15 protein-coding genes and 1 pseudogene are annotated in these 18,303 nt (G+C 46.5%); 4 read left to right on the top strand and 12 right to left on the bottom strand.

Annotation, left to right across the window (positions count from 1 at the left end):
* Nucleotides 1-457 precede the first annotated feature (457 nt).
* The 9 genes and pseudogenes from C1H71_RS12580 to C1H71_RS12545 all read right to left on the bottom strand — a co-directional run bounded on the left by C1H71_RS12580 (nt 458) and on the right by C1H71_RS12545 (nt 12,253).
* Nucleotides 458-4,362: pseudogene (locus C1H71_RS12580) on the bottom strand (DUF3683 domain-containing protein).
* Nucleotides 4,363-4,677: 315 nt separating this feature from the next.
* A complete protein-coding gene (locus tag C1H71_RS12575; RefSeq protein ID WP_130106846.1) occupies nt 4,678-6,252 on the bottom strand; it encodes a tetratricopeptide repeat-containing diguanylate cyclase in 1,575 nt (524 codons plus the stop codon).
* Nucleotides 6,253-6,407: 155 nt separating this feature from the next.
* Nucleotides 6,408-7,424, bottom strand: coding sequence for a tetratricopeptide repeat protein (locus tag C1H71_RS12570; protein WP_130106845.1), 1,017 nt, complete (start codon nt 7,422-7,424; stop codon nt 6,408-6,410).
* 61 nt (nt 7,425-7,485) lie between these two features.
* Nucleotides 7,486-8,517: a tetratricopeptide repeat protein gene (locus tag C1H71_RS12565; RefSeq protein ID WP_130106844.1), complete on the bottom strand. Its 1,032-nt coding sequence runs from the start codon at nt 8,515-8,517 to the stop codon at nt 7,486-7,488.
* 283 nt (nt 8,518-8,800) lie between these two features.
* Nucleotides 8,801-9,502 (bottom strand): monofunctional biosynthetic peptidoglycan transglycosylase, encoded by a 702-nt coding sequence (mtgA, locus tag C1H71_RS12560; RefSeq protein WP_130106843.1) that lies wholly within the window; start codon nt 9,500-9,502, stop codon nt 8,801-8,803.
* Entirely contained in the window at nt 9,502-10,308 is an 807-nt protein-coding gene (gene aroE / locus C1H71_RS12555; protein WP_130106842.1) for a shikimate dehydrogenase, read from the bottom strand. Before aroE ends, mtgA begins: the two co-directional genes overlap by 1 nt.
* 129 nt (nt 10,309-10,437) lie before the next feature.
* A complete protein-coding gene (locus C1H71_RS12550; protein ID WP_188053248.1) occupies nt 10,438-11,391 on the bottom strand; it encodes an MBL fold metallo-hydrolase in 954 nt (317 codons plus the stop codon).
* A 72-nt stretch (nt 11,392-11,463) separates the two neighbouring features.
* Nucleotides 11,464-11,586 (bottom strand): hypothetical protein, encoded by a 123-nt coding sequence (locus C1H71_RS21490; protein ID WP_262488286.1) that lies wholly within the window; start codon nt 11,584-11,586, stop codon nt 11,464-11,466.
* Nucleotides 11,587-11,635: 49 nt separating this feature from the next.
* Nucleotides 11,636-12,253 (bottom strand): LysE family translocator, encoded by a 618-nt coding sequence (locus C1H71_RS12545; protein ID WP_130106840.1) that lies wholly within the window; start codon nt 12,251-12,253, stop codon nt 11,636-11,638.
* A gap of 349 nt (nt 12,254-12,602) precedes the next feature.
* Here C1H71_RS12545 and C1H71_RS12540 point away from each other — a divergent pair, with 349 nt between their 5' ends.
* Nucleotides 12,603-12,836, top strand: coding sequence for an NrtR DNA-binding winged helix domain-containing protein (locus tag C1H71_RS12540; protein ID WP_130106839.1), 234 nt, complete (start codon nt 12,603-12,605; stop codon nt 12,834-12,836).
* A gap of 140 nt (nt 12,837-12,976) precedes the next feature.
* On the top strand, nt 12,977-13,519 hold the full coding sequence (locus C1H71_RS12535) for a hypothetical protein (RefSeq protein WP_130106838.1): 543 nt from the start codon (nt 12,977-12,979) through the stop codon (nt 13,517-13,519).
* A gap of 444 nt (nt 13,520-13,963) precedes the next feature.
* Here C1H71_RS12535 and C1H71_RS20680 read toward each other — a convergent pair whose 3' ends face one another.
* Nucleotides 13,964-14,131: a hypothetical protein gene (locus C1H71_RS20680; RefSeq protein WP_188053246.1), complete on the bottom strand. Its 168-nt coding sequence runs from the start codon at nt 14,129-14,131 to the stop codon at nt 13,964-13,966.
* Nucleotides 14,121-14,384: a hypothetical protein gene (locus tag C1H71_RS12530; protein WP_130106837.1), complete on the bottom strand. Its 264-nt coding sequence runs from the start codon at nt 14,382-14,384 to the stop codon at nt 14,121-14,123. Before C1H71_RS12530 ends, C1H71_RS20680 begins: the two co-directional genes overlap by 11 nt.
* Nucleotides 14,385-15,077: 693 nt before the next feature.
* Here C1H71_RS12530 and C1H71_RS12525 point away from each other — a divergent pair.
* Nucleotides 15,078-16,190, top strand: coding sequence for an FIST signal transduction protein (locus tag C1H71_RS12525; protein WP_130106836.1), 1,113 nt, complete (start codon nt 15,078-15,080; stop codon nt 16,188-16,190).
* 6 nt (nt 16,191-16,196) lie between these two features.
* Nucleotides 16,197-17,306 carry a GGDEF domain-containing protein gene (locus tag C1H71_RS12520; protein ID WP_130106835.1) on the top strand — a complete coding sequence of 370 codons (1,110 nt, stop codon included), beginning with the start codon at nt 16,197-16,199 and terminating at the stop codon, nt 17,304-17,306.
* Between the two features lie 83 nt (nt 17,307-17,389).
* Here C1H71_RS12520 and C1H71_RS12515 read toward each other — a convergent pair whose 3' ends face one another.
* Entirely contained in the window at nt 17,390-18,256 is an 867-nt protein-coding gene (locus tag C1H71_RS12515) for a YicC/YloC family endoribonuclease (protein WP_130106834.1), read from the bottom strand.
* Nucleotides 18,257-18,303: the final 47 nt, after the last annotated feature.

Genomic DNA, 18,303 nt, shown 5'->3' with positions numbered 1-18,303 from the left:
GCTGCCCGCTCGGCGCCTTCGCTTTACGGGTAAAATGGTCGGTTTGTGAGTGCCATTGTCGGTCAAAATAGTCTTGATTTTTACGGGACAAATACGATGCACCGCACGTAAAAAAACGGCGCTACTTACCTCAGTTTGATCGGGGTAGATGGCTATATCCAAATGCAATGTAAATGATCTGGCAATAAAACTCATGCATCAATGATAAATGGGCGAGAGGCTCGCACCTCTTCAATTGCAACGTACACTAGACGCATAAAGGCATCACATATAGCTCGGCGCTGATAGGTAACTACCGTAAAAAAATAGCCGCCTCCCATCACTACTGCACGCCGATGGCGAGGCATGTTTAAGCCCCTATCTCAGGTTTGCGAAAACGCGTGGGACGGGTGGCCACCCTATATCACCCACCACACTTTAATATGATGGCGATCCCCATACCCACGCTTTATCAACCTTACAACAGCACCCGCTCAATCCCACCATTGCGTGCTTTTGCTACGTATTCCGGCATCCAGTTTTCACCGAGTATCGTTTTAGCAATTTCAACCACGATGTAGTCAGCGGTGGTGCCTGCATCGTCGTTATAGCGGCTTAAGCCTTGCAGGCAGGATGGGCATGATGTGAGGATTTTTACTGGCGCGGGCTTGCCAGCTTTATCCACCAGTACGCCAGATTCGGCGCGTAATTTATCTGCGCCTTTTTTCATTTCCTCTTCTTTTCTGAAGCGTACTTGCGTGGCGATTTGCGGTTTGGATACGCCAAAAGTACCTGATTCACCACAGCAGCGATCGTTCAGCTCCACTTTTTCGCCCATCAGCTGGTTGGCCACATCGATGCCTTTATAAGTTTTCATCGGGGTGTGACATGGCTCGTGGTACATATAACGCTCACCGCTTACGCCCTGCAATTTCACGCCTTTTTCCAGCAGATATTCGTGAATATCTAAAAGACGGCAGCCGGGGAAGATCAGCTCAAACTGATACCTTTGCAGCTGATCCATACAGGTGCCGCAAGACACAATCACCGTTTTGATATCAAGGTAATTGAGCGTGGTGGCAAGGCGGTGAAATAACACGCGATTATCCATAGTGATCTTATCGCCCTTGTCTTTCTCACCACCCGATGTTTGTGGATAGCCGCAGCATAGATAGCCCGGTGGCAGTACGGTAGTGGTGCCCACATGCCAAAGCATGGCTTGCGTGGCGAGCCCCACCTGGCTAAATAAGCGCTCCGAGCCACATCCAGGAAAATAAAACACGGATTCCTGCTCTTCATTCATCCTTTGCGGATCACGAATCACCGGCACGGTCGTTGCGTCTTCTACATCCAAGAGGGCACGGGCGGTTTTCTTAGGCAGGCCACCTGGCATTGGCTTATTAATAAAATGAATCACCTGCGTTTTGATCGAAGCCTTGCCCAGCGTGGCAGGCGGCGCTTTCAAGGCAGGCTTCAGTAAGCCCATACGTTTGGCGATGGCATGCGCCAGCCGCTGCCCTTTATAGCCCCACTCAATAGTCACTTTGCGGATCAACTTGATGGTGGCGGGGTCTTTAATAGTTAAGAAACCCATACCCAGTGCGGTGATCGGGTTAAATTTCTTTTTGCCCTCTTTGCGCAAGAAATTACGCATGGCCACCGAAACATCACCAAAATCGATATTCACTGGGCAAGGATTTAAGCAGCGATGGCATACCGTGCAATGGTCAGCCACGTCCCCTAGCTCATCAAAATGCTTGAGTGACACGCCACGGCGCGTTTGCTCTTCGTATAAAAACGCTTCGGTGAGTAAGCCCGTTGCCAGAATTTTATTACGCGGGCTGTACAGCAAATTAGCCCGAGGCACGTGCGTGCTACACACCGGCTTACATTTGCCGCAGCGCAGGCAGTCTTTTACGCTATTGCTGATCTCGCCGATGTCGGACGCTTCTAAGATCAGCGATTCGGCCCCGAGCAGGCTAAATGATGGCGTGTAGGCATTCGCCAGATCCGCCCCTGGCATCAGCTTGCCCTTATTAAAGTGGCCGTTTGGGTCTACCCGCTGCTTATAGGCTTCAAACGGCAGCAACTCTTCGCGGCTTAAAAATTCGTACTTGGTAATGCCAATACCGTGTTCACCAGAGATCACCCCGTTCAGGTTTCTAGCCACGCCCATAATCCGCGCCACGGCTTTGTGCGCGCGTTGCAGCATTTCATAGTCATCAGAGTTCACGGGGATATTGGTATGCACATTGCCGTCGCCAGCGTGCATATGCAGCGCAACCCAAGTGCGGCCTTTCAGCACTTTCTGCTGAATGGCAAACACCAGCTCCATAATGGATTTATCGGTACGGCCAGAGAACAATGTTTCCAGCTCGCCCATCAACTCGCGCTTCCAGCTTACCCGCAGCACAAAATCACGCAGCGCAAGGAACACACTTTGCGGAATATCATCGCCAATCAGCTCTTTTTCTAAAGGCATGGTTGGGAAGGCGGCGCGGTATAGCTCGAAGGAATCATCGAGGTGATCAAAAATCCACTGCCAGTGAAAGCGTGATTTCTCAATCAGCGCCAACGCGCTTTCACGCCGATCGCCAATAAATTCTTCTGCGCTAACCGGCGCGTCCCCAGCATCCACCGGCAGGCGGCCATGAGCAAAGAAATCTTGCAGCTTATCCAGCAGATCCAGCTTGCTGTTTAAAGACAGCTCGATATTAATCCGCTCAATGGCGTCGGAATACTCACCCAAGCGGGGCAGCGGAATGACCACGTCTTCATTTACTTTAAATGCATTGGTGTGGCGCGCAATCGCTGCAGTGCGGGCGCGATCAAGCCAGAATTTCTTTCTTGCCTCTGGTGTTACCGCTACAAAGCCTTCACCGCCACGTACATTAGCCAACTTCACCACGTGGCTGGCTGCCTCACCAACCGCATTTTCATCGTCCGAGACTAAATCAGCCACCAGCACCATTTTAGGCCGGCCATGGCCCTTGGCCTTGGTGGCGTAGCCTACGGCACGCACATAGCGCCAATCTAAATGCTCCAGCCCAGCTAGCTGCACACTGGAATGCGCATCCAGATAATCTTTGATTTCTACAATCGATGGCACAGCGCGGCTCACTTCACCAAAAAACTCTAGGCAAACGGTGCGCACATGCGCGGGCATGCGGTGCAGCACAAAGCGGGCGCTGGTAATCAGCCCGTCGGTGCCTTCTTTCTGAATACCCGGCAGGCCGGAAAGGAATTTATCAGTTACGTCTTTACCTAGGCCTTCCTTGCGAAATTTATTGCCAGGGATCACCAAGTTTTCATCGCTGATCAGTGTTTTGCCATCGGGCTTAAATTTGCGAATACGGAATGTGGCTTGTTTGGCATCATGGATCTTGCCCATATTGTGATCCATGCGCTCGATAAACATCCAGTTGCCGTCTGGATCAACCATCTTCCAGCTCACCAGATTATCCAGTGCAGTGCCCCATAGCACCGCCTTTTTACCACCCGCATTCATCGCCACATTGCCGCCAATACAGGAGGCATCTGCCGAGGTTGGATCAACCGCAAAAGCCAGCCCCGCAGCTTCGGCGGTTTCCATCACGCGGCGTGTTACTACCCCTGCGCCGCACTGAATCGTTGCTACTTTGCCCTCAACGCCAGGCAGCTCACGATATTCAACCCCATTATGTTGGTCGAGTTTTTCTGTGTTAATCACGGCAGAGAGCGCCGTCAGCGGCACGGCACCACCGGTGTAACCCGTACCACCGCCACGCGGGATAATGGTTAAACCCAACTCAATACAGGCGGCCACCAAGGGGGCCATTTCTTCTTCGGTATCGGGGCCAGCACCACAAAGGGGTATTCAACACGCCAGTCGGTGGCGTCCGTTACATGGCTGACCCGCGCCAAGCCATCAAAACAAATATTGTCATTGCGAGTAATGCGGCCCATTTTTTTGAGCACTTTACGGCGCAGCAGAGCCACATCGATAAACTCACGCTCAAAGCGCTCTACCGCCTCGCGGGTGCGATCAATCAGCAACGCAACCTGGGTGTTTTCTTGACGACGTTTTTCGATCTCATGCACACGGTGATGCATAGCTTCAGCCAGCATATTCAGGCGCTTAGGATTATCGAGTAAATCATCTTGCAGATAGGGATTACGCTTCACAACCCAGATATCGCCCAGCACTTCAAACAACATCCGCGCAGACCGGCCGGTTTTACGTTGCTGGCGCAGATCATCCAGCACTTGCCAGGCATCATCCCCAAGCAAGCGAATCACAATCTCACGATCGGAAAACGAGGTGTAATTGTAAGGAATTTCGCGCAGGCGATCATGCGCAGCATGCTGCTGAAGTGGAATGGGAGTATTAATAGGCTCGGCCATGGAGGGACTCTTAGGGCTTGCGGGTCATGGGAGCCTCGATTTTATCGGAAAACCCCCATTGTTATAGCCCCATTTTTTGTGGGGGCATCACCACCCTAGCTTTAAACGCCCATTTTTAATGGCTTAAGCACAATATAGGCTAATGAAAAAAATAGCCGTAATGCAACAAAACGAACTATTTCTATAGCCATTATCTATATAAGACCTAGATTTCTATAGCCATTATCTATATAAGACCTAGATTTAAGAATCTTGAGGAAAAACGAAGCGTAGATAAACGGCTTAAAACCAGCCCCAAAACAGCTAGAACAATGCTTAAACCACCACCCGATTGCGCCCCTGCTGCTTAGCTTGATACAGGCACTGATCAGAGCGACTAAGCAAGGCTTCTAATGAAGTATCATCCACAATACTTGCAATGCCTACGCTGATGGTGATGCTTAGTTCTGGATGGATTCTTGACCAAATCCAAGCATCGACTAGGCTACGCAGCCGCTCCCCTACTTCTGTTGCTGCCACGCCTTCATGGTTTGGCAAAAGCACCACAAACTCCTCACCCCCATAGCGCCCGACTAAATCATCTTGACGACAACCCGATTTAAGTAACGCAGCAATCTGCCGCAATACTTTATCGCCCACTGGATGGCCACAACGATCATTCACCCGCTTAAAATGATCCACATCAATCATTAACACTGACAACGATTTCTGGCTTTGGCATTGGCGTAAAAACAGCTCACACCCCTGCTCCTCTAAGCCACGACGATTTAAAATGCCGGTTAACCCATCGTAACTAGCCAGCCGCTCTACCCGCTGAATTTCCCTATGCTGGCTTGCCCGCTGACGGCGTAAATCATCGTTTTCTAAGCGCGCGTTTTCCATTTCTAATTGCATTTTCATTGCATGCAATTTATGAGGGGAAAGTTGGTTATTAAATGTTTGTAGACCTAAGCTAAAACGCTTTAAATGTTCAAATGCCAATTTATAATCGCCACGCCGCTCAGCCAATTCTGCCAATAACTGCTCAAATTGCAATACTAAATTTACAGAACTTCTTTGCATCGCATTAGACAAACCTAGGGTTAAATATTTCAAGGATAATTTATCATCTCCTTTTTCTAAACTCATTCTACCTAAAGCTAATAAATTGACTGCAATACCCCATTGATTATTTAATTTTTTATTAAGCTTAAGTGCTTGTTGCAGATTTTTATGTGCAGAATTTTTTATCCCCAATGCCCATTCAACTTGGCCAATCAAGCATAAAGACTCAGAAATACATTCATGATTATTTATTTTTTTAGCCTGAAGCAAGCCATCTTTCAAAGCCAACAAAGCTTTATCGTATTGCATTAGAGACAAATAAACAGCACCTAAATTAATTAACAAAGAAGCCGTTAATTTATCATTATTAATTCTTGGTAAATACTCAGCAGCCTGTTGATAGTGTTCTAATGCGCTAGGGAAATCATCATGAGCAAAATAAATTTGGCCTATGCCAATGTGCGCTTGAATATAAGCTTCATTATTAGTAATATTTAAAGAAAGATCCAAGCAATAAGACCAATACTGTAAGGATAAATCATATTGGCATTGTGCGTAATAAGCACCGGCAATTTCTTGCAAGCAATCTACTACATGCTCACGTAAAGAATGCTCTTCGCCTAGCAACAAGCTATGCCGCATTAAAGCCATGCTTTCATCAAAGGTGGGACTTTGCGCCAAGGCTAAGGCTTGATTGAGTAGCCCCTGGGCATAGCCCAAATTATATTTAGACTGGGTGGCAAGCTGACACGCAGATTCTGCAAGCTGAAACGCCTCAGGCTTATTTACCAAGCTGATCTGGCGGGCACGGATATTTATTTCATCAATGGAATCATGAATAGACATACTGGCGCTTTCGCTCGTAACATTAATCTACCATCAAATTAGGACATACTAATCCATTAGATCAAGGTAAATCGTATTAAATAAAACCACGGCTATCATTTTTATTGAATGCCTTCTTGCTGTTTCTAAGAAATGGGCGCTTTTGCATCTAATGCTTAGCTAGGCACTAACAATGCCAGCTCCATTGAGCGCAGCTGTGCAGATGCAGATTGCTCTAGTAGTAATATACGTAGTTTTTTATGCGCTAACTCATGTTGCTCTTTTTTTTCTGGCAAATTCATTTTTTGATACACATGCGAAAATATTTCATGAATATCCGCTAATAATTTCTGTGATTCCATCACATCTGCTACGGCAAATGCACGATGCAATTCATCCAGCGCTGCTTCATACTCACCCCCAGCTAAAGAACAACGCCCTAAGGCCAGCAAATTAGCTGCTTCATTCCAAGTATTAATATGTAGACGATTAATTTTTAAAGCCACCAGAAAATTCATCCTAGCGCGTTCTACATCCCCACGCTCTAACCGAATTAAACCGAAAACGCTATACACCTCCGCCTCTAGCTCGTAATTGCCTTCGGCGCGTACCAAAGGGAGCGCTTGCCTTGCAATTGACATTGCGTCATCTAGACGATTTAAACGATAAAGATCAATGGCGATATTAATAAGGCAGATACTTTGGTAATTGGCATTATGTTCTTTTTTTGCTAAATCTTGCGCCATTTTATGATGAATAAGCGCTACTTCAAATTGCTCATGAGCATAATAAAGTTGCCCTAAGCCAATATGGGCACATAAACGCTGTGTGGTTTCTATGGCCTGTGCTGAGAGCTCTAAGCAGCAGAACCAATATTTCTCAGCGCTTTCATACTCACCCAATATGTAAGTATTAACCCCCATAAGCTGTAAGGCTTCCCCTCGCCACACACCCAGCTCATCGGTTTCTGCGATATCTAAGACCTTATCTAAGATCTTGATTGCCTCACGATGCTGGCCAAGTAGCTGTAAGACGCTGGAATAAACCGTTAAAGCTGCTGCCTCACTTAAACGGCAGCCAAGCTGCACAGCCAAGTCACACGCCTGCGTCGCAAACCCCAGCGAATCAACGCTGCGGGAAGAAATTAATTGCTTAGCTCGCTGCAGGAGCTGATCGACAGGGGACGCAAGCATTATGACACCAAATTGACATTTAGTTTACGCTTCCAATCTTAACACTTGTAGTTATGACAATCTATGCGCAGTGCAGCATTTCCACAGAATCCTTTTTAAAAGTCAGTAACTTACCTATTTTTTGTAAGCAATCGCCTTGGCTGGATATCTCGCATCGCACACAAGCGGCTTGATAGTTTCCATAGGCACTTTCTGCATTTTCCTTATCCCCAGCGCGCTGGTATGCCATCGAAAGAAAGTGATAAGCCTTGAGTATGTACTTACTCGCTCCCATCTCATTGGCGTTTTTCAGGCCCTGTTTAAAATAACAAATAGCCTCATCCAAGCGACCAGTGGCAAGAAAAATACGCCCATGTAGTAACTGCTGCTGCATTTCTCCCCAAACCCAAACCTTACAACAGCGCTTAGCCTGCGCTAACTTTTTCCTTGCGACATCTAAGTTATTCGTTTCTAAGGCAATCTGTGCCATGCAGAGATAAATCTCAGCAACAAATTCTTGATGATCCGCCCCTTGGGCAAAGGGGTAGGCCATCAACAAAGCATGTTGACTTTCATGCCATTGCTTTAATTGAAAATAACTGGATGCCAGATTAATCCAAGCCCGTGCATGGCTTATGGCTGGCATTTGATGATTGAGCAAGGAAACTGCCATTTTATGCTGAGCTAAAGCCTGCTCAATCTGGCCGTAGGCAAAATAAATCATGCCAATACCTATATGCCCATTAAGCTTTGCTGCTGCAGAAAAATCTGCACTATTAATGCAATCCGCCCAATACTCTGCGGCCTCTTCGTATTGCCCCATGCTGTAATAGCTTACGGCTAGCTCTTGGAGTAAATCTTCTTGCACCGCGCGCTGATTCTCCACCTCTGTCTGCGTCAGTGCTTTAAGCAGGCAAGCAAGGGACTCCTCAATTCGGCCAAATGCCATCAGTGAGCGTGAGTAAGCCAGCGTGACGCGCACAAGCATCGGGATGTCGCAGCCCGCCAACAAGGCGTAAGCCTCTTCTGCATATTTCAAGCTTAGATTGGGATCAAGATAAACAAGGCGATCACATTCAGCAATTAAGCGATTAATTTCAGCATGTTGTGCCATTAGGATAAGGCCGTTAGGGAGAATTACTGCAGAATATTCTGTTTAATTCACTTACTCAAGATATTTGACTGTGAACTGACTAACAATTGCATATATACGTCAGCTAAACACACTGCAAAATAATAACAAAACAAATATACGTAAGTAAAATATCAGATCTATTTTATTTCTTATAAAAAACAGCCTTCAACGCAAAGTAAATTTCCTAATATTCAATTTACAAAAAGCGAATAAACCGCTATCGGTCCTTGATTTACAGCGGCAAATCAAGAACAGGTAAAAATTAAGGAATATCTGCATAAGGCATGCGGCGTAAAACAATACTACTTTTACGCAGCAGCTTGCGATCACTGCGGTTTTTATCGTAATAGCGTGGATTAGTCACCATCGAAGCTAATTTAGCGCTTTGGCTTGCGCCTAAACGGGCCGCACTGGTTTTGTAGTAGTAACGCGCCGCGGCCTCCGCGCCAAAAACACCATTGCCCCACTCGATCACATTTAAATAGATTTCAAAAATGCGCCGCTTATCTAAGATGGCTTCCAGCATCACGGTGATAATAGCTTCCTCTACTTTGCGCAGCGGATTGCGGGCGCTCGATAAAAATAGGTTTTTTGCGAGCTGTTGGCTAATGGTCGAGCCTCCCGCCACAATACGGCCCTTCTTTAGGTTTTTCTCCCAAGCCACCTGAATCCCCTCCCAATCAAAACCCTCATGATCTAGAAACTTTGCGTCTTCACTCGCCACTAGGGCGCGTTTTAGATTTGGGGAGATCTGCGCATACGGTACCCATGTATGCCGTAGCTCGGCGTCTGGATTATTTTGCTGCAATTGCCCCAGTTGCTCGCTCATAAAAGAAGTGGCGGACGGATTAATCCATTTCCACATCAACACATGCCCAACAATCCATAGATTCCAGAGCAAAAATAGCGCCAGCACACCCAAGAATATACGGCCTAACCAGCCGGCGACTGATCGCTTTGCCATTACAAAGCTGCCCGCATTGCCGCTAATACGGGTTGCACATCCGCACGCAAACCGGTCCATACATAAAAAGCCTCAGCCGCCTGCCCTAGCAACATACCTAAACCATCGCTGCATTGTGAGGCACCCGCTAAGCGGGCTTGCTTCATAAACGGCGTTTCACCCTTGCCATACATCATGTCGTAAGCCAAACAATCACGAGCAAAAATAGTAGTGGCTAAGGGCAGCGTATCCCCCGCCAAGCTCGCTGAAGTGGCATTGATAATCACATCAAACTCACCAGCTAAAGTATCAAAAGCCTGCGCCGTAATTTTTATATTGCCGCTAAATTTTTCGGCTAGACTAATCGCCCGCGCTACAGAGCGATTGGCAATGGTTAAACTCAGCGGTTTTTCTGCCAATAAAGGCAGCAGCACGCCACAAGCCGCCCCCCCAGCCCCTAGTAGCAAAATGCGCTTGCCTGCTAAGCCGGTATGCCGTAATAGATCTGCTACCAAGCCTGCGCCATCGGTATTGTCGCCAAGCAGCACGCCATCTGCACACTTAATGGTATTCACAGCCCCTGCAGCAGCGGCACGCTCGGTTAGCGCTGTACACAACCGAAAGGCTTCTTCTTTAAATGGTACTGTGACATTTACCCCACCACCACCTGCCTCTGCAAACTCCGCCAGCAGCGCAGCAAAGCCATCTAAAGGAGCCAAGCAGCGCTCGTAGGTAAAATCCAGCAAATTAAATTGTTCAGCAAAAGCCTGATGAATTTGGGGAGATTTGCTATGCGCAATGGGATGACCAATGACCAGATATTTCATTTACTGATAAGTCCGAAAAAGAGTGCTTAGATACAAAAATAAAATGGGTTGCAGATCAAAAAGGAGGTCAAAAACCCGCCACTTTTATGCTAAGGCAAAAAATGACGGGCGTGCCCTTACTCACATCACTTACTTACCATACATGGGCGAGTAATTCACTGGTAGCCAGCTATAGCCCTTGTCTACCTTACGTAAATGCCCAAGCCCAGGGAAGGATAAATGAGCGGAGCCAATCAAATAGCCTTGTTTTGCAGCTTCGGCATAAGCTTGCTGACGCTGCTTGGCAGCGGATTTACTATCAGTATCAAACTGAATCGTCACCTCAGGCGTAGCAAATTGCACCGCGGCAACGTGCATTAAATCACCCCAAAGCGCCAGCTTTTGCCCACGGCTTTCTACCATATAAATGCTATGCCCTGGGGTATGCCCATAGGTAGAAACCGACTTCACACCAGGGATTAAATCCGTATTGCCATCAAAAGTCTTTAACTTCCCTGCCTTAACCCAAGGGCCAATTGAAGCCACTGCGCCTTTAAAAAAGCCTTTCATCGCTTCTGGGGCCGCGTCCATATTGGCTTGGCTTAGCCAGAAATCAATATCACGCTGATCCACTCGCAGCACGGCATTAGGAAACGCCAGCTGCTCGCCCACCATTAACCCACCCATATGATCGCCGTGCAAATGGGTGATATAAACTTCATCGATCTGCTCTGGCTGATAGCCTGCGGCTTTTAAGTTTTCCATAAAATGCCCCAAGGTCGGGCCAAATAAACCTGCTGCGCCGGTATCCACCAGTACCAGCTTATCGCCAGTATTAATCAGATAGGCATTCACCGATGTTTCTAGCGGGCTGCTTAAATAAGACTTTGCCAACGCCTTATCGATCTTCCCCTTGCTGATATTGGTGAGCAGCGTATTCACCGGCAAGGCCACCGTACCATCTGAAAGCGCAGTGATTTCAAAATCTCCCAGCATTACCCTATAAAACCCCGGAGCCGAAGTTTTAACCATGGGTGCAGCAGCTTCTGCCTGCAAAGTGCCCAAAACACAGATACCGAGCAGCATTTTTTGCAACTGATTCATTGTATTCTCCCGTGAGCTAAAGCCACCGCCCATGCAAGTGGCGCCGCTCTATACTACAGGCTGTCTAATAAATTACGCCAGATAGCGCGATAGGCTGAGTGCAAAAGCGACATGCTTGACTTTAAGCATTAAAAACCACATCACCGCTTCAGCCTTGTTGAGACCAAAGCCCCCTGTCAGCGCAAGAGGCAACATATAGCTTCAAGACCACCGCTCAAAAATATATATGATGCCGAGCGCACATTTACAAAATCATCAACCGCGCCGCCAGCCCAACAAACACAAGCGATAACAAATACTGCGGCCATGCATTCGGACGATCAGATTGCAACGTGCTTAATTTACCCGCAGCAAAAATCACCACACCATTTACTAGTAATCCAATCAGGTTTAATACTGTCGCCAGCAGCATGATCTGCATCGCCACGGCCCCTGCTTCAGGCCTTACAAACTGCGGAAACAGAGCCAGCACAAACAACATCATTTTTAGGTTAAACAGATTGGTCAACAGCCCACGCAAAAAAGCCTGCCTAGCCGATATTTTTGGCATAGAGACATTTGGGCAGAAAACAGCGGCCTTAGAACGAAAGGTTTTCCATGCTAAATAAAATAGATAAGCCACACCGGCAAAGCGCAACAGATTAAAAGCAAAGGGAAGGCGTAATAAGAGTTGTGATAAGCCCAAAGCAGCCGCAAGGGCATGGCAATACGTGCCCGCTATAATGCCTGACAGCGTGGCAAAGCCCGCTCTTTTGCCTTGGCTCACGCTAGAGGAAGCGATTAGCAACATATCTGGACCAGGTGTAACGGTTAACGCCAGAGCAGCAGCTGAAAAAATAAGCATTGTAGAAAAACTAAGCATGCAGCCCCTTTTGCCATATAAATAGCGAAAGGAATAGCAGAGTAAGCACCAGTAATATGGCTGTCAACTCCTGCATTGTTTCTACATCAAAACCATAGCTGAGCTGATTACGCATAAAGCCAGTCAAGTTCCGCTAGCAGCCTGTCGGATTTAGACGGTCGAAGCGAAAAATCGCATGGTCGAAACCAGATTTTGCCGGATTTGCAGCGCCAATAACGAGTTATTGGTCAAAAATCTGGTGAAATATAGGCCGATCAGGTGATTTTGCAGCTGACTGATGCTAAGTCCGACAGGCTGCTAGATTATTGAATTAGCTAAACAGCGGCTCCAACAAAAAACTCTCTATTCAATGATGCCGATTTTTTGCCTGCCAGAGCGCTTTACCATTGCCCAACTCAAATCGGTGACCGAAGCGATTATTGAAAAGCCAGTGCAGCGCAAAAGCCTGATGCACCGGATCGAGGTATCCAGCATCTTTAATATCAGCGATGAAAAAATTTCCTCGGGCGGCAGGCTGGCACAGCTTTATTCATTAAAACCTGGCGCAGATTTGATGAACTTCGAACGAAACTTAAGCTCGTAATTTAGCCAAAACATGCCAAATGAATTACAAAAAAACAGATGGTTACACATCGCAACCAAAGCCTTATCGAACTCTGAATCCGGAGAGTAGATACTGAATTTGTCCGCTCCACCACCGACCTAAAATTAGGAAGCCAAGCCATGAACAAACTACTCATCACTATCGCTGCTACAGTATTTGTTGCAACTACCGCTTTCGGTGTAGCAGCAGAATCTGCATCCACTCCGATTAAAATTGAATCACACGCAACTAAAGTAGCACCAGCAAAACACTCAAAACACCACGCATCTGCAGCATCCACAGTGCAAAAAGCCCAAGCTAAAAAACACGCAGCATCTGCGGCGTCCACAGTGCAAAAAGCCCAAGCTAAAAAACACGCAGCATCTGCGGCGTCCACAGTGCAGAAAGCCCAAGCTAAAAAACACGCAGCATCTGCGGCGTCCACAGTGCAGAAAGCCCAAGCTAAAAAACACGCAGCATCTGCCGCGTCCACTGTGCAAAAAGCCCAAGCTAAAAAACACGCAGCATCTGCGGCGTCCACTGTGCAAAAAGCCCAAGCTAAAAAACACGCAGCATCTGCAGCGTCAACAGTGCAAAAAGCCCAAGCTAAAAAACACGCAGCATCTGCGGCCTCAGCCGTTCACAAAAAACCAGGTAACGCTTCTGCCTCATCGGTAATCTAAAACAGCCCTGCTCATCACACCGTTGATGATAAAGCCCCTGCTTGGCAATCAAGCAGGGGCTTTTGTTTTAAGGCGGGCGATATCGCATATTTTAGAGGCTACTTTTCTGCGTTATTAATTTGCCGTTTGCTGTGCCCATTACTATTTTACTCAGCGCATTGAACCATTACTTGATCAGCCATCACGACACAATCTGTATTGCAAAAAACCAGTGCCGTTTTATTACTCATTGTGGCTCTGATGCTCATTGTCAGTACTATTGCATAAAAACCAATACGGTGACTCCTCTTCTACAACTTGATTAAGGTATTCTGCATAACTAATATTTAAAGTGGATATAAGTCATAGTTTGGTGATGAGCATGCAAAGCCCAATATTTTTTATAGTCTTGTTGAGCTACGTTTTAATCAGCACCAGACTATATTTATTCATCTTTAATACCTTTTACATAAATTCAAATACTCCCAAACTACATGCCATATTTTCACTAATCTTAGCCAGTGCTCCGCATTTTTCTAAACGAGTAATTGCAGTATTTAAAGCCTGAATATATTCTGAGGTAACACTATTTTTGCTTAGCATAAAACTCACTTGATCATTACTAATATCCATAGCAAGGGCTGAATTCAATATTCATTTTCTTAGCCTCATCAATTAAAGCCGCCGTACCCTCTAAAACCAACTCTGCACGATGAGAAGCAAGCATTTTGACGGCTTGAGTAAATATTTCTTCCAATGGAGAGACTAAATACGCTTCATGCAGCCGCAAAGAATGCGCCTTAAAACTCTCACCATACCAACCCACATTGGGCGCTAATAGGCTGACTGATTCTTTTCTATAGGGGTAGTAACTGATGTTACGCACCCATTATGAAAAATCAATGGGTTAGGATTTTCTCAATCAGCTGCAGAGCGCATTCCACCTAAAGACCTGCGTAACATCAGATAGTAAGCCAACTAAAGCTTCGCTGCTCTGGCGTATCAGATCTAGATGGCCATTCATAAACATATTTAAGCGGCGCTTTCAAGGTAGTTCCGCCAAAATAATCAATGGGCAGCCCGCTTCTTTAAATATGGCTTGAGCTAATTCAATATCTAGCCCAGCTAGCTTGACCTTTAGCATCCACAAACATATAAGGCGGCCATTTCTCAAGGGCCATTCTCATCACTTTGCTACATGCCTCAATCGGTGTGCTGAGTATAATGGCTAACCGCACACTTCCTATGAAGCAAAATTTAAACATCCTACTTACCAATATTTCACAATAAAAATAAGCTATATTTTATTTAAACTACCAATACAAGCTTACAAGACATCAAGCCTTCACCACCATATAGCTTCCAAAGTAATTATAGCGCTACCATCTCTTGATAATGCCTTGTGCTAGTGCAGTAAAGAATGAATCTTACTGCTTCTATACCGCCTATTCCAAGGACAGCTTGAATTCAAGCGATCACTTTTCTAATTCATCTTAATATTAACTGCATCTTGCAGGCTTTTTTGAAAACGCCAATACACGATACCCAACAAACGCCTAATTAAAAAAGGATATGAATTGTGCAAACGCAGCAGTGGTATTGGACCCCCACACTAGGGTGGGGTGAAATTGGGCAAAACCTTAGCGATGCAGATCTAGTGTTTATTGCTGCAGACACGCCTTACTTTTATGGTGCCGATTGTTATTCTGAACTACGCCAGCGCTTCCCCAAGGCATGTATTTTAGGCTGCTCCTCTGCGGGTAATGTGCTGGGGGCTAGATTAAGCGATCAGGACATGGCCATCACCGCAGTGAAGTTCACGCATAGCCGAGTACGTTTAGTGGCTATGGATACGGAGCAAAGCAGTGATTTGCTTGCCTTAAGCAAAAACTTGCTCGCCACGCTACAAGAACAAGGTCTACGCCATATTTTTATTTTGTCTGATGGTCAAAAAGTAAATGGCAGCGATCTAGCCAAGGGCTTTTGGGAACAAGAAATTGCCGTAAGTGGCGGTTTGGCTGGTGATGGCACTCGTTTTGGTGCCACATGGGTGATGGCCAACGCCCCTGCCCGCAATGGCTGTATTGCGGCTTTAGGGATCTACGGCGACATTCAAGTACGCAGTACTTGTTTTGCAGGTTGGCATGAGTTTGGTACCGAGCGCATCGTAACCCGCTCCACAGGCAATATTGTTATGGAAATTGATGGCCAACCGGCGCTAACTCTGTACAAAAAGTACCTAGGGAATATGGCAATTGATTTACCCGGCAGCGGCTTACGCTTTCCCTTAAGTGTGAAGCTCCCCAACGATGACAGCAAACTGGTTCGCACCTTGCTAGGTATAGACGAAGCCACCCAAAGTTTGCGATTTGCCGGTGATGTACCTGAGGGAGCGATTTGTCGCCTTATGCGCACACAGCTTGACGATTTAGTGGATAGCGCAGCGGATGCCGCAAAAGCCAGTTTAGATGGCTCAGATAATCCTGGCCTATGCCTCTTAGTAAGCTGCGTAGGAAGACGCTTGGTTTTAGGCCAAATGGCCGAGGAAGAATTAGAAGCCGTGCAAACTATATTAGGACCTAATATGAGTATTACGGGATTTTACTCATATGGTGAATTAGCGCCACATGGCGCCTTGATGAACTGCCAATTACACAATCAAACCATGACCATTACTACATTAAGGGAATAAGGCCTCATGCACCGGTTACTGAATCGTCAACTACAACGACATATCGTGCCCGAGCTACGCGATGATGCACGGTTAGGCATTTTTCTAAACGCAATTGACCACTATTACGACCAAGTTGAAGAAGAGCGCTTCTTACTCGAGAACGCTTTACGGCTTAGCTCTCAAGAGCTATCCCAAGTTGCAGCAACCGCTAAGCGCGACCAAATGCTGCTGCGGGGTGTAATGGATTCGATTCCTGACATGATTTTTTTTAAATCTTCAGATGGCTGCTATTTGGGCTGCAACCGTGCATTTGAGCGTATACATTCTTTGAGTGAAACCCAAGTCGTAGGCAAAACCGATTTCGATCTTATGCCTGTAGAGCTCGCCACAGATCTCTATGCCTGTGATCAACAAGTGCTCACTAGTGGGCGCGAATACTTATCCGAGCGCTGGATTACCAATCAAGAACACCAACATCAATCTTGTGTAGAAGTGTTGCGCACGCCATTTTTTGGCGCAGATGGCCAGGTCAAAGGGCTAATTGGTATTGGCCGCGACATCACCGAGCGCAAACACTCTGAAGAAGCCATTTTGCACCAAGCCAATTACGATTCGCTTACGGAGCTAGCTAACCGCCGCTTCTTTCATGAACGATTACTGCATGAAATAAAACTGAGCAAACGCAGTAAATTACCAATCTACTTGGTAATGATCGACCTAGATAAATTTAAACAAATCAATGATGAGTTAGGGCACGACTCGGGCGATGCCTTACTGATAGAAGTAGCGCGACGCATCAAATGCTGCGTACGAGAAACGGATATCGTCGCGCGACTTGGTGGCGACGAATTTATCGTTGCCATAGCCAATATTATCGACCCAAAAGATGTAAAAATCATCGCGCAAAAGCTAGTGGACGCCTTGGTAGACCCTTTTTTACTGGGAATAGACACAGCGCTTATCTCTGGCAGCCTTGGTATTGCATGTTATCCAAACGATGCTCAAGACATCGAAACTTTAGTTAAACATGCCGATCAAGCGATGTACTACGCAAAAAAATCAGGACGAAACCGCTATTGTTTTTTTACTCCTACACAAGCAGAGGCTGCCATTAAACAACGCCAACTCATGTAAAAAACCCAAGCTGATAACGACAAAACCCTGAATTAACAGGGCTTGGCGTGTGTAACTCAAGTAGTAAACGATGGCTTAAAACTTTACTCAATATTTTGAATTTGTTCGCGCATTTGCTCTATAAGCACTTTTAATTCAATAGATGCACGGCTGGTTTCGGCACTCACTGATTTTGAGCCAAGTGTATTGGCTTCACGATTCAATTCTTGCATAAGGAAATCGAGGCGTTTGCCCACCGAACCGCCTTTTTCTAAGATGCGGCGAATTTCGCTAAAATGGGCATTAAGACGTGATAGTTCTTCATCAATATCAATTTTTTGCGCAAAAATAACGATTTCTTGGCGCACGCGCTCATCTTCATTAGAGCTCAGAGCATCCAAAAAACGCGCCTTCATTCGCGATTCATATGCCGCTGCCAATTGTGGAATCAATGGAGTAACATCATCAACGATGATTTGCATGCCAGCAATGCGTTCTAATAAATGCGCTTTAAGCTTATCGCCTTCGCGGCTACGGCTGGCGCTAAAATCAAGAAGGGCTTCATCCAGCACTTCTAAGCAGGCTGTGCCTAACGATTCTGGCGCAGCAACTTGGGCAGATAACACGCCTGGCCAGCGTAGCAGTTCGCCCAGTTGTAATTCTGACACCTGTGGTGCAATTTTTTTAGCCACGGCAGCAGCGGCTAAAAGCTGTTGTAATAACTCAGTATTAAGTTGTAACGCGGCTTCAGCACCGACACGGGCATTCCAATTAACACGGCACTCAACTTTGCCACGTGCTAATTTAGAAGCAACGCGCTCTCGCATTCCTCCCTCTAAGGGGCGAAGCTCCTCTGGGGTGCGAAGGGTGAGGTCCAGAAAACGGTGGTTTACTGAGCGCAGCTCGATGCTGAGCGTGCCACCTGGCAATTCACGCTGAATGGAGGCAAAACCAGTCATACTTAAAATCATTAGGGTTCCTTTTAAAGGGAATAGCTTTACATTCCCTCAAGCTGAAA

It is taken from the genome of Iodobacter fluviatilis (assembly GCF_004194535.1).
In the GTDB taxonomy this organism is placed as follows: Bacteria; Pseudomonadota; Gammaproteobacteria; order Burkholderiales; family Chitinibacteraceae; genus Iodobacter; species Iodobacter fluviatilis_A.
The sequence above is the reverse complement of the archived record's forward strand: the minus strand, read 5'-3'. Positions and strand labels throughout refer to the sequence as shown.